The sequence below is a fragment of the Streptomyces sp. V2I9 genome (genome assembly GCF_030817475.1).
Classification (GTDB): Bacteria; Actinomycetota; Actinomycetes; order Streptomycetales; family Streptomycetaceae; genus Streptomyces.
Window position 1 is genome coordinate 2,128,375 of the sequence record NZ_JAUSZJ010000002.1, and the last position, 15,246, is coordinate 2,143,620.

At 74.5% G+C, this 15,246-nt stretch carries 9 protein-coding genes; 6 read left to right on the forward strand and 3 right to left on the reverse strand.

The features are described from left to right. The first annotated feature begins 116 nt into the window (after window positions 1-116). The 6 genes from QFZ71_RS09330 to QFZ71_RS09355 all read left to right on the forward strand — a co-directional run bounded on the left by QFZ71_RS09330 (window position 117) and on the right by QFZ71_RS09355 (window position 8,884). Complete coding sequence (locus QFZ71_RS09330; RefSeq protein WP_307667795.1) at window positions 117-3,446, forward strand: adenylate/guanylate cyclase domain-containing protein; 3,330 nt, start codon at window positions 117-119, stop codon at window positions 3,444-3,446. Window positions 3,447-3,616: 170 nt separating this feature from the next. Then, window positions 3,617-4,462 carry a S8 family serine peptidase gene (locus tag QFZ71_RS09335; RefSeq protein WP_307671385.1) on the forward strand — a complete coding sequence of 282 codons (846 nt, stop codon included), beginning with the start codon at window positions 3,617-3,619 and terminating at the stop codon, window positions 4,460-4,462. Continuing rightward, entirely contained in the window at window positions 4,446-5,069 is a 624-nt protein-coding gene (locus QFZ71_RS09340) for a GAF domain-containing protein (RefSeq protein WP_307667796.1), read from the forward strand. Before QFZ71_RS09335 ends, QFZ71_RS09340 begins: the two co-directional genes overlap by 17 nt. A gap of 110 nt (window positions 5,070-5,179) precedes the next feature. Further along, window positions 5,180-5,968, forward strand: a complete 789-nt coding sequence (locus tag QFZ71_RS09345; protein WP_307667797.1) for a sugar phosphate isomerase/epimerase — start codon at window positions 5,180-5,182, stop codon at window positions 5,966-5,968. Window positions 5,969-6,205: 237 nt separating this feature from the next. Continuing rightward, window positions 6,206-8,041, forward strand: a complete 1,836-nt coding sequence (locus QFZ71_RS09350; protein ID WP_307667798.1) for a glycoside hydrolase family 3 protein — start codon at window positions 6,206-6,208, stop codon at window positions 8,039-8,041. A gap of 264 nt (window positions 8,042-8,305) precedes the next feature. Continuing rightward, window positions 8,306-8,884 (forward strand): hypothetical protein, encoded by a 579-nt coding sequence (locus QFZ71_RS09355; RefSeq protein ID WP_307671386.1) that lies wholly within the window; start codon window positions 8,306-8,308, stop codon window positions 8,882-8,884. Between the two features lie 159 nt (window positions 8,885-9,043). Here QFZ71_RS09355 and QFZ71_RS09360 read toward each other — a convergent pair whose 3' ends face one another. The 3 genes from QFZ71_RS09360 to QFZ71_RS09370 all read right to left on the reverse strand — a co-directional run bounded on the left by QFZ71_RS09360 (window position 9,044) and on the right by QFZ71_RS09370 (window position 14,988). After that, a complete protein-coding gene (locus tag QFZ71_RS09360; RefSeq protein WP_307667799.1) occupies window positions 9,044-10,528 on the reverse strand; it encodes a S28 family serine protease in 1,485 nt (494 codons plus the stop codon). Between the two features lie 143 nt (window positions 10,529-10,671). Next, window positions 10,672-11,169, reverse strand: a complete 498-nt coding sequence (locus QFZ71_RS09365; protein ID WP_307667800.1) for a hypothetical protein — start codon at window positions 11,167-11,169, stop codon at window positions 10,672-10,674. A gap of 93 nt (window positions 11,170-11,262) precedes the next feature. Then, window positions 11,263-14,988, reverse strand: a complete 3,726-nt coding sequence (locus tag QFZ71_RS09370) for an ABC transporter ATP-binding protein (protein WP_307667801.1) — start codon at window positions 14,986-14,988, stop codon at window positions 11,263-11,265. Between the last annotated feature and the right edge of the window lie 258 nt (window positions 14,989-15,246).

Here is a 15,246-nt window from a genome sequence, read left to right on the forward strand (position 1 = left end):
CCGGCACGGGGCAACCCTCCGGGCTCGTACCGCCGCCGCCCGCCGCGACGCGGCCGCGCCTCCGTGAACCGCCCGCCACCCCTGACCGCACGGCCTCCGGGAGAGAAGGACCCGCCATGAACTGCCTCTCGTGCCAGCAGGATCTGCCGCCCACGGCACGGTTCTGCTCGTCCTGCGGGACCCCGTGCGCACCCGGCGGGGCCGAAGCGCCGGCCGCGCCCGCCGGGAGCCCGGCCGCCGGGCCGGCCCCCGCCGCTCCGCCGCCCGGCGACGAGCGCAAGCCGGTGACCGTGCTCTTCTGCGACCTCGTCGGCTCCACCGCCCTGTCCGGCGTGCTCGACCCGGAGACGCTGCGCTCCGTGACCCTGCGCTACTTCGAGGCGATGAGCGCGGAGATCGTGGCGCGCGGCGGCACCCCGGAGAAGTTCATCGGGGACGCGGTGATGGCCGTGTTCGGCGTCCCGGTGGTCCGGGACGACGATGCCCGGCGGGCGCTGGCGGCGGCGCTCGGGATGCGCAGGGCGCTGGCCCGGCTGAACGAGGAGCTGGGCGCCACCCTGGGGATCGAGCTGGCCACCCGGATCGGCGTCAACACCGGCCAGGTGGTCGCGGGTTCGGACCGGACCGCGCGGCAGGCCCTGGTCTCCGGCGAGACCGTCAACATCGCCGCCCGGCTGGAACAGAACGCGGGCCGGGGAGAGATCCTGATCGGCCCGGAGACGCTGCTCGCCGCCGGCCCGACGGTGAACGCCGAACCCACCGGGCCGCTGCGGCTGAAGGGCAAGCGGGACAGCGTGGAGGCGTACCGGCTGCTCGCCCTGGGCGCGGACGACCCCGAGCTGCTGCGCCGCTTCGACGTCCCCTTCATCGGGCGCACGGGCGAACGGCAGGCCCTGGACGCGGCGCTGGAGGCGGCCGTGCGCGGAGGCGCGGCCGCGTCGCTGCGGGTCACCGGGGAGGCGGGCATCGGCAAGACCCGGCTGGTACGGGAGTGGCTGGCGGAGCGGTCGGCGGCCGGCGCGCTGGCGTACGGGGCCGGGCGGTGCCGCAGTTACGGGGACCACGGCACCCTCGCTCCGCTGGCCGACGCGGTGCGTTCGCTGATGACCGCGACGGGCGCCGACCGCGTCCCTTCCGGTGCCGCCCCCGATGCCGCTCCGGCGGACGGTACGGCCGAAGCGCTGGCGGTGGACGACGCGATGGCCCTGCTGTCCGGGGGGCTGCTGCGCGACGGCACGCCGAACGCGCCCTTCGAGGACATGTGCGCCGCCCTGGCCACGGTCCTGGACCGGGCGGCCCGCCACCGCCCGGTCGTGCTGGTGCTGGACGACTGGCACGCGGCGGCTCCGCTGCTGGTCCGCACGGTGCGCCGGCTGACGGACGGCTCCGGGTGCGCGGGGGTGCTGGTGCTCTGTGCCGGACGGCCGGACGGCCCCGACGAGGACGACCGGGGCGGCGGCACCCCGGCCGGTGCGGGGCAGCTCCAGCTCACCGGTCTCTCGCACGAGGAGGCGGCCCGGCTCGCCGCCGCCCTCGCCGGCCCGGACGCCGGGCCGGACCCGGTGGAGGCCCCGCGCCGTACGCGGACCGGGCACCGGCCCCCGTACGACGAACCGCTCCTGGCGCGGGCCGGGGGCAACCCCCTCTACCTGGAGCAGCTGTTGGTCGGCGACCGTGCGGACCGGGCGGGAGGGTCGGGGCACGAGGATCTGCCGCCCACGCTCCAGGCCCTCCTGGGCGCGCGCATCGGGGCGCTGGCCCGGACCGAACGCGAGGTGGTGGACCTGGCGGCGGTGATCGGCCGGGAGTTCACCGCGCGGGAACTGGTCCGGCTGGAGCAGTCCGTACGGACCGGGGAGAGCCACCCGGCCGGCACGGGCGACGCGACGGGAAGCGCCGGGACGGCTCCCGGCCGCCAGCGGCGCGTCGACGCGGCGCTGGAGGTGCTCGGCAGCCGCCGGCTGGTCGAGTCGGGCCCTACGGGAGACGGAGCGGAGGCCGCGTACCGGTTCAGCAGCGGCCTGGTGCACGAGGTCGCCTACGCCTCGCTCTCCAAGCGGTCCAAGGCCGAACGCCACGCGTGGGCGGCCGAGTTGCCGAGCGTGCTGCGCAGCGGCGACGGCGCGGTCGGCGGCCATCTGGAGCGCGCCTACCGCTACCGCGCCGAGCTGGGTCTGCTGGACGACCGGGCGCGTCGGCTGCGCGACCGGGCCGCCGCCGCGCTGGGCCGGGCCGGGGCCCAGGCCGCCGCCCGGTCCGACCTGCACTGGGCACACGGCCTGTTGGAGCGGGCGGTGGACCTGTGCCCCGCGGACCCGGCGGCGACGCGGCGGCTCGGCGAGGTACGGGTGGCGCTCGGCCGGGCCGCCGAGGGAGCCGAACTGCTGCGTACCGTACGGGACTCGGCGGCCGACGAGGTGGAGGCCGCGCATGCCCGGCTGGCGCTCGCGGTGCTGGACCCGGGCGGCCCCGGTCCGGGCCCCGCCGCGGTGGCCCGTACCGTGCTCCCGGTGTTCGAGGCGGCCGGCGACTCGGTGGGGCGGGCACGGGCCCACCTGCGGCTCGCCCAGCAGTTCCAGCGGTCCGGACGGCACGAGGAGGCGGAGCGGGACCAGGCGCGGGCCCTGGAGCACGCGGTACTGGCCGGTGCGGAACCGGAGCGGGCCGGGGCGCTCGGCGCGATCGGCATCTCCCTGTGGCGCGGGCCGGTCCCGGTGCCGACCGCGGTGATCCGCTGCCGGACGCTGCTGGCGGCGCACGGCGCGGGCCGGCCCACGGTCCGGGTCACGCTCAACTGCCCGCTGGCGGTGCTGTACGCGCTCCAGGGGCGGGCCGACGACGCGCACGGCTGCCTGGCCGAGGCGGAACGACTCGCCGGGAAGCTGGGGTTCGCGGAGGCGGAGGTCTTCCTCCCGGTGTTCCGGGCGACGGTGGAGGCGCTGCGCGGCGACCACGCCACCGCCCTGGACCTGCTCGACCGGGCGGACGCGGCGGCCCGGCGCACCGGGGCCGCCGGGATGCGGACGGCGGTGGCCCTGGACGCGGCCCGGCTGGAGCTCGACGAGGGCCGGCAGGAGAGGGCCGCGGCCCGGCTGGCGGAGGTCGGGGACACGTCGGGGCTGAGCCGGGCCGACGCGGTGGACCTGGCGGGCCTGCGGGCCCGGCTGACCGTGCGGGAGCAGCCCGACCGGGCGGTCCGCCACGCGGACCAGGCCGTACGGGCCTCGCTGCTCACCGATTCCCCGCTGGTGCAGGCGGCGGCCGAGCTGGACCGGGCGCACACGCTCGCCGCCCTGGGCCGGCTGCCGGAGGCCGAGGCGTCCGCGCGGGCGGCCGAGGCGCACTACACCGGCAAGGGGCATCTGCCGGGGGCGCGCCGGGCCGCCGGGTTCCTCGCGCACCGGGCCGGGCCGATGGCCACGACGAGGAGAGGAGCCGACCGATGACGACCACGGAACCGGAACGGGACCGGACAGGACCGGTCCGGACGCGGACGAGCCCGGACGGGGGCCGTACCCCGCCGGACGCGACCCGTACGCCTCCGGACGCGGCCCGTACAGCGTCCGGAGGGACCCGTACGGGCCCGGCCGGGGCCCGTACCGCTCCGGGGCAGGGCCTGACCTGGAGCCTGCGCGGGCGCGGACCGGACGACGTACCGGTGCTGGCGGACGCCGGGCCACCGCTCGGCCGTCCCGCCGGGCCCGCCACCGGGCGCGGCGTCCGCGTCTGCGTGGTGGACTCGGGCGTGGAGCGGGACCATCCGCTGGTCGGCCCCCTGGCCGGGTCGTGGGTGGTCGTCAAGGACGGGGAGAGCGGCGCGATCACCGTCGAGCCGACCACCACCGGGGACACCTGCGGACACGGCACCGCCTGCGCGGGCATCGTCCGGCGGACCGCCCCGGAGTGCGAGATCCACAGTGTGCGGGTGCTCGGCGAGCGGTTCTCCGGCACCGGCGACATCCTGATGGCCGGGCTGCGGTGGGCGGTGGAACAGCGCTTCGACATCGTCAACCTCAGCCTGTCGACGACCCGCACCCGCTTCGCCCAGGAGCTGCACAACCTGGCCGACAGCGCCTACTTCGCCCGTACGGTGATCGTCGCCTCCGCCCACAACACCCCGGTGGAGAGCTTCCCGTGGCGGTTCGCCTCGGTGATCTCGGTGGGCAGCCACCAGGAGGACGACCCCGAACTGCACCTGTACAACCCGGACCCCCCGGTGGAGTTCTTCGGGCCGGGCCAGAACGTGACCGTGCCCTGGCTCGGCGGCCGGACCATCCGCACCACGGGGAACAGCTTCGCCACGCCGTACGTCGCCGGGCTGTGCGCCCGCGTCCTGTCCGCGCATCCGCGGATGACGGCCTTCCAGCTCAAGAACGCCCTCTATCTGTCCGCGGCCAATGTGCGCCACGCGCCGCGTCCTACCACTGCGGCAGGAGATATCCGTGATGACTCCGAGAACTGATTCCGCCCCCTCCTCCCTCTCCCCCACCGCCGCCCCGGTCGCGGACGCCCCGCGCAACGAGCTGCTCCAGTCGGTCGTCGATGTGGCCCGCGCCATCTTCGGGGCCGAGGCCAGCTCGGTGTTCCTGCTCGACGAGGAGGCGGACGAACTGGTCTTCCAGGCCGTCTCCGGGCAGGGCGAGGAATTCCTCGTCGGCCGCCGGTTCCCGGCGGGACGCGGGATCGCCGGCTGGGTGGCCACCTCCGGTGAGCCGATGGTGGTGGACGACCTGAGCGACGATCCGTCCTTCGACCGGTCGTTGGCGGAGTCGACCGCGTACGTCCCGAACTCCCTGATGGCGGCCCCGCTCATCAGCGACGCCCGCGTCCTGGGCGTCCTGGAGGTGCTGGACCCCTCCCCGCAGGCCCGGTCGGGGGTGCGGGAGCTGGACCTGCTCGCGATGTTCGCCCGGCAGGCCGCCGCCGCGCTCCGGGTGATCACCCCGGAGCGGGCGCGGGAGGCCGAGGAGCGTGCGGTGTTCGGCGGACCCGCGCTGGAGGGAGCGCGGCGCGAGGACGCGCTACGGCTGCTGGGTAGCCTGGAGCGACTGCTGCGAGGGGTCGGCTGAGGCGGCCGCCGCACGGCTCCCGTACGGGCGGCCCCGCGCTCCGCGTACGGGAGTAGCCACCGCCCCGGCGGGCAGGAGCGGGGCGTCGGCACAAGGGAAGGACACGCACGATGAAGCTCGCTTTCTCCACGCTCGGGGTGCCGGGGACGCCGGTCTCCGAGGTCGCCCGGCTCGCCGCCGGGAACGGCTACCAGGGAGTGGAGTTGCGCGTCCACCCCGAGGAGCCCGTCCACCCGGGGCTCTCCTCGCTGGAGCGGGCCGACGTGGTGGAGGTGTTCAAGGCCGCCGGGGTGGAGATCGTGGCCCTCGCCGGGTACGTCCAGGTGGCCACCGAGGGGGACGACGAGCCGGTCCTCGCGGAGCTGTCCGCCCTGCTGAAGCTGGCGCGGGACCTGGGCGCCTCCTCCGTCCGGGTGTTCCCCGGCGGCGGCGACCAGGAGCGGGAGGAGGCCGACGCGGCGGCCGCCCGGCGGCTCGGCGCTCTCGCCCCGGCCGCCGCCGACCTGGGCGTGAGCATCCTGCTGGAGACCCATGACACGCACCGCGCGGGCCTGGACGTCGCCCGGATCGTCGGCACGGTCGGGCACCCCCGGATCGGCGCGATCTGGGACGTGCTGCACACCTGGCTCGCCGGGGAGGAGCCGGCCGCCAGCCACGCGGTGCTCGCCCCGCACCTGGGATACGTCCAGGTGAAGGACGTGGCGTCGGCCGACGACCTCACTCCGCTGCCCCTGGGCTCGGGGGTGCTGCCGCTGGCGGAGTGCCTGGACGGACCGGGCCCGGAGACCTGGGTGTGCTGGGAGTACGAGAAGCGCTGGTACCCGGCGGCGGCGGAGCTGCCGGGGCTGCTGGGCGCGGGCCGGGAGCACCTGCTGCGGATCGGAGCGCCGAAGCAGTAGCGGCCGCCGGGGGAAGGGGCGCGACGGTGACGGGTTCCGGGGCGGAGGGGCACGGACGCAGGGGGGAGCGGAAGAGGTACGGGGGTACGGGCCGGCGGGGTGCCGCACGGGGTTCCGGCCCCGGCCACTCTTTCGGCCGCGTGGCGCTTCGGCATCGGCCCGCCCTCTTGACCGGAAGTTACCTTCCGGATAAGCGTACTTCCTTGAAAGTTTCTTTCACCCCGGGAAGGAGCTCACGTGCCCCACCGCACCTCAAGACGCACCCTCCTCACCGCCACCGCCGCCATCACGGCCGCCGCGGCCACCGGCGGCCTCGCCGCCACCTCCGCCCTCGCCTCCGCGCACAGCGCGAACGCCTCCACCGACAGCCGGCTGCGGCGGATCATCGCCGGAATGAGCCTGGAGGAGAAGGTCGGCCAACTGTTCGTGATGCGGGTCTACGGGCACTCCGCCACCGAGCCCGACCAGGCCGACATCGACGCGAACCTCAAAGAGATCGGGGTCCGCACGGCCGCCGAGCTGATCTCCACGTACCACGTCGGCGGCATCATCTACTTCACGTGGGCGCACAACACCCGCGACCCGCACCAGATCGCCGAGCTCTCCAACGGCCTCCAGCGCGCCGCGCTCGCGGGCCGCTCCCGCATCCCGCTGCTCGTCTCCACCGACCAGGAGCACGGCATCGTCTGCCGGGTCGGCGAACCCGCCACGCTGCTGCCGGGAGCGATGGCCCTCGGCGCGGGCGGCTCGCGCTCCGACACCCGCCGGGCCGCCTGGATCGCGGGCGCGGAACTGGCCGCTCTCGGCATCAACCAGAACTACGCGCCGGACGCCGACGTCAACGTCAACCCGGCCAACCCGGTCATCGGCGTACGGTCCTTCGGTTCCGATCCCGACGCGGTGGCCGATCTGGTCGCGGCGCAGGTGAAGGGCTACCAGGGCGCGGGCGTCGCGGCGACCGCCAAGCACTTCCCCGGTCACGGCGACACCAACACCGACAGCCACACCGGGCTGCCCGTCATCAACCACACCCGCGCCCAGTGGGAGGAGCTGGACGCACCGCCGTTCCGCGCCGCGATCCGGGCCCGGATCGACTCGATCATGACCGCGCACATCGTGGTGCCCGCCCTCGACCCGTCCGGGGACCCGGCCACGCTCTCCCGGCCGATCCTCACCGGCATCCTCCGCGAGGAGCTGGGCTACGACGGGGTGGTGGTCACCGACTCGCTCGGCATGGAGGGGGTGCGCACGAAGTACGGGGACGACCGGGTGCCGGTCCTCGCGCTGCTCGCGGGCGTGGACCAGCTGCTCAACCCGCCGAAGCTCTCCGTCGCCTGGAACGCGGTGCTGGAGGCGGTCCGGAGCGGCGAGATCAGCGAGGCCCGGATCGATGAATCGATCCTGCGCATCCTGCGGCTCAAGAGCGGACTGGGGCTGTTCCGGGACCCGTTCGTCACCGGGCGGGGCGTCGACCGCACGGTCGGCAGCCGCGCCCACCGGGCCGCCGCCGACCGGATCGCCGAGCGTACGACGACCCTGCTCGCCGATCCGGGCACCCTGCTGCCGCTCTCCCGCCGTACCCACCGCGACCTGCTGGTGGTGGGGGCCGATCCGGCATCCCCCTCCGGGACGACGGGCCCGCCGACCAGCACCCTGGCCGCCGCCCTCGGTGAACTGGGCTTCACCGCACGGGCGTTGTCCACCGGTACGGCACCGAACCAGGCGAAGATCGACGAGGCGGTGGCCGCCGCACGGGGCCGGGACGCGGTGATCGTGGCCACGTACAACGTCACGGCGGCGAGTGCGCAGCGCCGGCTGGTGACCGCGCTCGTGGCGACCGGCGTCCCGGTGGTCGCGGTCGCGGTCCGCAACCCGTACGACGTCGCGCACCTCGACGGCAGCGGAGCCGCGGCGAGCCTCGCCACGTACTCCTGGACGGACGTCGAACTGCGGGCCGCCGCACGGGTGATCGCGGGCAGTGCCGAGCCGGGGGGCACCCTCCCGGTTCCGGTGCAGCGCGCGGACGACCCGGCGCAGGTGTTGTATCCGGTGGGCCACGGTCTGTCGTACTAGCCCTACGGCGACCGGACGGTCCCCGCGTCCGACCAGTTGCGCAAAGCACCCCGTGTACCTGGCGTGGCCCCGCTCCCGCGGGCCACGCCGGGTGTACGTCTGGAGGGACGTATCGGGGGTCACTTCATGGACGATCACGTTTCCGCGGGGCCCCGGCGTCCGTCGCCGCCGCCCCTCCCGCAGGCCCTCGCGCCGGAGCGCCCGCCGGCTCCGCCGCCGGTCCGCCGTCCGGTCCTCCCGCGCACCCTCCTCCGGCCGGCCCTGATGGTGGCCGTGCTGCTGCTGACGGCCTGTCAGGGATCGGGCGGCACGGCCGCCGACGGGCGGGGGCGGCCCTCTCCCGGACCGCCGGGCCCCTCCCCGTACGGGGTGGTGTTCCTCGGGCCGGGCGACTGCAGCTCGCGCGGCCCGGAGATCCGGGAGGTGTTCTGCCGCAGTGAGAAGGCGGTGGCCAAGGTGCTCGCCCGGCATCTCGGCACCCCGGCGTCGGGGCACCCCTGCCCGGACGCCACCGACTTCGTGCTGCATGTGTCCGAGACGGGGACCGGGGCACGTTCCCGGCTCACCACCGGTTACGCCTGCATGCGCAATCTGGAGCCGCCCCATCCGGGTGATCCGGGGCAGGGCGGCGGCCCGCTCACCGTGGTCGGGGACTGCGTCACGGCCTCCGGCGGGGGCGAGGTCACGGAGACGGCCTGCGCGGACACGGGTGGGCGCGCCCCGCGCTACCGGGTGGAGTCGGCGGTCGGGCGGCGGGCCCAGTGTGCGGACGACACCGACCTGTACGTCTCCCTGCGGGGGCCGAAGCCGGTGGGGTGCGCCCGCCGGGCCGCCGGATGGTGACGGCGACCGGCGGGCACGGCCCACGCGGTGCGGCGTGCGGACGGCCCCGGCGGGCGACCCTGCGGGGGCCGTCCGCCGGGGCCGCCCACGGACGCGCACGGATGCCGCGGACGCCCTGCGGAAGCGCGGACGCCACGGAATCCGCGGAAGCGCCGGACGCTACGGGCGCAGGGTGGCCTCGTCGCGCTCGACCTCGCCGTTGCGCAGGTCCAGCCTGCTGTCGAACTTCGCCAGCGGCTTCGCCTTCGCCGGGTCCGCCTCGACGGCCGCCGGGGCGACGCCCGCCCAGCGCAGGATCGCGGCGGTGGCCCGCGCCTTCTGCGCCTCGGGGAGACCGGAGACCTTCGCGCCGTGGTTGCCGCCGGGGACGGTGTAGACCGCGCTGTCCCGCGCGCCGTGGCCGAGGCGGAACGGCTCCGCGCTCCACGGGTCGTTCTCGCCGTTGACGTACATCATCTGCCGGGCGTTGCGCTTGACCCAGCGGTCGATGTCCCGCATCGCGCCCCGGTCGAACGTCATCGGGATGGAGCGGGGCACGAAGTTGCGCGGCGGCTGGTAGCCGTACCGGCTGAGCTCGGCGAGCCAGGGCTGCTTGATGTCCGGCGACCCGAGCTGCGTACCGGCCTGGTAGTAGTACGGGGTGTACCGCTCCAGGCCCTGGTCGATGTAGGCGGAGAAGCCGGAGATGGCGTCGACGGAGTTCCAGATGTCGTCGTCCGTGGCCTTCTTCGCGTCGGCCGGGATGTCCACGCAGTCGGCGAGCAGGCTGTACTGCCAGAACGCCCACCCGTAGTCCAGGACCGTGGCCTCGTAGGCACGGTCGAGGGAGCCGACGGTGTTGAACGTCCAGCCCTGATCGGCGGCCAGCTCCTTGTACTTCTTCTGGAGCGGGGCCCGGCGGATCAGCGCCTCGCGCTGCACCCCGGCCAGCTTGTCGCGGCACTCCGCGGTGCCGACGTTGCGGAAGAACCGGTCGTACGCCGAGTCCTCGTTGTCCACGACGTCGTTGGGCGCGACGTAGGCGACGACGCCGTCCATGTCCTTCGGGTAGAAGCGCTCGAAGTACGTGGCGGTCATGCCGCCCTTGGACCCGCCGGTGGCCAGCCACTTCTTGTCGTAGATCTTCTTGAGCGCCGTGAACACCCGGTGCTGGTCGCTGGCGGCCTGCCAGATGTCCAGCTTGGACCAGTCGGCCGGGGCCGGGCGGGACGGGGTGAAGTAGCGGTACTCCAGGGAGACCTGATTGCCGTCGACGATCTGCGTCGGCTCGCTGCGGCTGGGGTTGGTGGAGACGTTGTAGCCGCTGGTGAAGAAGACCGTCGGGCGGCTCACGTCCTTGTGCAGCAGGGTCAGACGCTGCTGGAACGTGCCCTTGGACGGCCGCTTGTGGTCCACCGGCTGGGTGTAGTTGAGGACGAAGTAGCGGTATCCCGCGTACGGCTTCTCCTCGATCAGGCTCATCCCCGGGATCGCCAGGATGCGGTCCTTGATGTCCTCGTTGCTCGCTTCGCTGCCTCCGGCAGCCCCGCTGCTCCGCTTCGCGGCCGGTTCCGCGGCGGTGGCCGCACCGGCCGAGGCCCCCGCGGCTCCGACCGTGCCTATGAGCACGGCGAGCGAGAGAACCCCTGTGAGCGCCTTGCGCATGCACCCTCCCCTTGATTCACAACAGACGCCGTGAACTTATCGGGGCAGCACACGCCACGCCAGACCCGGTTGCCCGTGTCAGTGCGGAAGGCGGGCGGGACGGGGGTGTCATGGGGCCCGCCGACGCGGCGGACCGGGCGGGTTCAGCAGAGGATCCATCCGGTGGAGGCGGACTTCTTGCCGATCGCACCGGACGCCCGGACGCAGCGGTTGAGCGCGCTGACCGTGACGGGCCCGGCCATCTTCGTGTACGCGCCCTTGTCGGTGACGGCGTGTCCGCCGCGCGCCTGGAGGGTGACACTCATCGTCCGCCGCTTGCCGGGCTTCTTGGCGACGGTCACGGCGCACGCCAGGCCGCGGCTCTTGTAGACGCGCAGCTCTCCGGTGGAGAACGCGACGGTTTTCGCGGGGCGGCCGGAACAGCCGCCGGCGGCGTGCGCGGTGCCGGGGACGGCGAGGAGAGGGACGAGCCCGGTGAGGAGGGGGAGGACGAGAAGCCGGACCAGCAGCCGCCGCTCGCGGAGGGCGGCCGCCGACCGCCCGGCGGCCGTTCCCGATCGGCCCGGTCCGGGGGCCGCTCTCGATCCGGCGGGCGCTCCTGACCCCTCCGGTCCCGCCGGCCCCGCAGCCTTATCGAACACCTTTGCCCCCACCTGACATCTGTACGCACCCCTGCGTCTCAGGCTACGACGCAGCAGACCGGTGAGAGGTTGCACGGCCGGGCCCGGCCGCCGTCAGACGACAGCGGCCGGCTCGTCCTCCCCTATGAAGGTGCGCCACAGCCGGGCGTACCGCCCGCCGCGGGCCAGCAGCTCCTCGTGGGTGCCGTCCTCGGCCACGCGCCCCTGGTCCATGACCACGACGCGGTCGGCACGGGCGGCGGTGGTCAGCCGGTGGGCGACGACCAGCGTGGTGCGGCGGCCCGCGAGCCGGTCGGTGGCCTGGTTGACCAGGGCCTCGGTGGCGAGGTCCAGGGCGGCGGTGGCCTCGTCCAGGAGCAGGATGTCCGGATCGACGAGTTCGGCGCGGGCCAGCGCGATGAGCTGGCGCTGCCCGGCGGAGAGGTTCCGGCCGCGCTCGGCCACCTCGTGGAGGTAGCCGCCCTCCAGCGTGGCGATCATCTCGTGCGCGCCGACCGCGCGGGCCGCGGCCTCGACCTCGGCGTCGGTGGCGTCGGGCCGCCCGTAGGCGATGGCGTCGCGGACCGTGCCGGCGAAGAGGTACGCCTCCTGCGGGACGACCCCGAGGCGGTGCCGGTAGGCGGTCGTGTCGAGGGTGCGCAGATCGGCCCCGTCGGCGGTGACCCGGCCGCTGGTGGGGTCGTAGTACCGGGCGACCAGCTTGACCAGGGTCGATTTCCCGGCGCCCGTCTCCCCCACGAACGCCACCGTCTGGCCGGCCGGGATGCGCAGGTCCACGCCGGTCAGGGCCTCCTCGTCGGAGCCGTACGCGAAGGAGACGTCCTCGAACGCGATCTCGCCGCGCAGCGAGGGCACGGCGCGCGGCTCGTCCGGGTCGGCCGTCGAGGTGGGCTCGCGCAGCAGTTCCTGGATGCGGCCGAGGGAGACGGTCGCCTGCTGGTAGCCGTCGAAGACCTGGGAGAGCTGCTGGACGGGGGCGAAGAACAGGTCGATGTAGAGGAGATAGGCGACCAGGGCCCCGGTGGTCAGCGTGCCGTTGTCGATCCGGCCGGCGCCGACGATCATGACGGCCGCCGCGGCGACGGAGGCCAGGAGCTGGACGAAGGGGAAGTAGACGGAGATCAGCCACTGGCCGCGTACCCGCGCCTGGCGGTAGCTGTCGCTGTGCTCGGTGAAGCGGGCGGCCCCGTCCTGCTCGCGGCCGAACGCCTGGACGATACGGAGACCGGCGACGGACTCCTGGAGGTCGGCGTTGACGGCGCTGATGCGGGTCCGGGCCAGTTCGTACGCCTTGACGCTGCTGCGCCGGAAGAAGACGGTGCCGACGATCAGCACGGGCAGGGTGGCGAAGACGACCAGGGCGAGCTGCACGTCCAGGACGAGCAGGGCGACCATGATCCCGAAGAAGGTGACCACGGAGACGAACGCGGTCACGAGACCGGTCTGGAGGAACGTGGAGAGCGCGTCCACGTCCGTCGTCATCCGGGTCATGATCCGGCCGGTCAGCTCGCGCTCGTAGTAGTCGAGACCGAGCCGCTGGAGCTGGGCGAAGATCTTGAGCCGGAGCGAGTAGAGCATGCGCTCGCCGGTCCGGCCGGTCATCCGGATCTCGCCGGTCTGGGCCGCCCACTGGACGAGGACGACGACGAGCGCGATCGCGGAGGCCGCCCACACCGCGCCGAGCGAGAGCTGGGTGACGCCCTCGTCGATGCCGTGCCGGATCAGGACCGGCAGCAGCAGGCCCATGCCCGCGTCCACCGCGACCAGCCCGAAGCTGACGAGCAGGGCCGCCCCGAAACCGTGCGTCAGCCGGCGCAGCCCGTACGACTTCTCCGGGCGCACGGCGGCGGCCTCGTCCACCTCGGGGGTGTCGGTGGCCGGGGGCAGCGCCTCGACCTGGGCGAGGAGCTCGGGCGTCGCGGGCATGCCGGCGACGGTGGTGTCCCGCTCCTCCTCCTTGCGGATCCACAGCTCGGGAGTGATGCCGCGCTCCGCGTCGAACTCCGCGTCCAGCTCCTCCTGGAGGGCCCGGTCGTCCTCGGGGGCCGTCGCGGCGGTGCGCGGCGGCCGGTGGCCGGGCGAGGCGCCGCCCAGCTCGTCGGGGTCGGTGAGCAGCCGGCGGTAGAGGGGCGAGGTGCGCTCCAGCTCCTCATGGGTGCCGAGCGCGGCGAGCTTCCCGCCGTCCAGCACGGCGATGCGGTCCGCGAGCTGGAGGGTGGAGCGGCGGTGGGCGATGAGGAGGGTGGTGCGCCCCGCCATCACGTGCTTGAGGGCTTCGTGGATCTCGTGCTCGACGCGGGCGTCGACGGCGGAGGTCGCGTCGTCGAGGAGGAGGAGCCGGGGGTCGGTGAGGATGGCGCGGGCGAGGGCGACGCGCTGGCGCTGGCCGCCGGAGAGGGTGAGCCCGTGCTCGCCGACGGTGGTGTCGTACCCGTCGGGAAGGTCGGAGATGAACCCGTGGGCCTGGGCGGCGCGGGCGGCCTGCTCGATCTGTTCCGGGGTGGCGTCGGGGACGCCGTAGGCGATGTTGGCGCGGACGGTGTCGGAGAACAGGAAGCTGTCCTCGGGGACGAGGCCGATCGCGGAGCGCAGGGACGCCTGGGTCAGCTCGCGGACGTCGTGGCCGCCGATGAGGACGGCCCCGTGGGACACGTCGTAGAAGCGGGGCACCAGGAGGGAGAGCGTGGACTTGCCGCTGCCGGACGTGCCGACGACGGCGACGGTCTCGCCGGGTTCGACGGTGAGCGAGAACCCGTCGAGGACGGGGCGCTCGTCGGCGTAGCCGAAGCGGACGTCGTCGAACTCGATGCCGGCGGGGGCGTCGGCGGGCAGTTCCTTCGTGCCGTCCCGCAGGGAGGGTTCGGTGTCGATCAGCTCCAGGACGCGTTCCACGCCGGCGCGGGCCTGCTGGCCGACGGTGAGGACCATGGCGAGCATCCGGACCGGGCCGACGAGCTGGGCGAGGTAGGTGGAGAAGGCGACGAACGTGCCGAGGGTGATCTCGCCGCGGGTGGCCAGCCAGCCGCCGAGGGCGAGCATGGCGACCTGGCCGAGCGCGGGCACGGCCTGGAGGGCGGGCGTGTAGCGGGAGTTCAGCCGGATGGTGCGCAGCCGCCCGGCGAAGAGGTGGCGTCCGACCTCGCGGAGCTTGCCGGTCTCCTGGTCCTCCTGGCCGAAGCCCTTGACGACCCGGACCCCGGAGACGGCCCCGTCGACGACTCCGGCGACGGCGGCGGCCTGGCTCTGGGCGTACCAGGTGGCGGGGAAGAGGCGGGTACGGGAGCGGCGGGCGATGTACCAGAGCGCGGGGGCGACGGCGAGGGCGACGAGGGTGAGCGGGAGGGAGAGCCACGCCATGATCACCAGGGAGATGAGGAAGAGCAGCACGTTCCCGATGGTCATCGGGAGCATGAACAGCAGCCCCTGGATCAGCTGGAGGTCACTGGTGGCCCGGCCGACGACCTGCCCCGTGGACAGCTCGTCCTGGCGCTTCCCGTCGAGCCGGGTGATCGTCGCGTACATGTCCGTACGCAGATCGTGCTGGACGTCCAGGGCGAGCCGGCCGCCGTAGTACCGGCGGATGTAGGTGGCGGCGTAGACGAGGACGGCCGCGCCGACGAACAGTCCGGTCCAGAGCGCGAGGGAGCGGGTGTGGGCGGTGACCACGTCGTCGATGATCACCTTGGTGATCAGCGGGACGAGGGCCATCACGGCCATGCCGGCGAGCGACGATCCGAGGGCGAGCACGACGTTGCGCCGGTAGCGCCACGCGTACCCGGCCAGCCGCCGGCCCCAGCCCTGTTGATCTGCGCCCGTCACGCGTCGCCTCCTGTTCGCCCTGCTCCGCGGCCTGTCCGCCGGTCCGGCAGGCCGGGTGGTCCCACCAGCCCTGCCGGAAGGCACCAACGTCCCCCGGCCGTCATTTCATCCCGCCGTAACGAACGGGGCGGCGAACGGAGCCGTCGACCGGTGGTCGGCGCGGGGCGCACGGGACCGGGGCCCCGGTCCCGGTTCGCGTGCCCGGCGGGGTGGGTAGTGATGCGCGACGGCACCGGTGCCTCCTCGTCGGAGGGCACC

Bases quoted from the DNA above. Each gene is read 5' to 3' on its own strand.
- QFZ71_RS09330 (WP_307667795.1), top strand. From the start codon at position 117: ATGAACTGCCTCTCGTGCCAGCAGGATCTGCCGCCCACGGCACGGTTC.
- QFZ71_RS09340 (WP_307667796.1), top strand. From the start codon at position 4,446: ATGACTCCGAGAACTGATTCCGCCCCCTCCTCCCTCTCCCCCACCGCC.
- QFZ71_RS09345 (WP_307667797.1), top strand. From the start codon at position 5,180: ATGAAGCTCGCTTTCTCCACGCTCGGGGTGCCGGGGACGCCGGTCTCC.
- QFZ71_RS09355 (WP_307671386.1), top strand. From the start codon at position 8,306: ATGGTGGCCGTGCTGCTGCTGACGGCCTGTCAGGGATCGGGCGGCACG.
- QFZ71_RS09360 (WP_307667799.1), bottom strand. From the start codon at position 10,528: ATGCGCAAGGCGCTCACAGGGGTTCTCTCGCTCGCCGTGCTCATAGGC.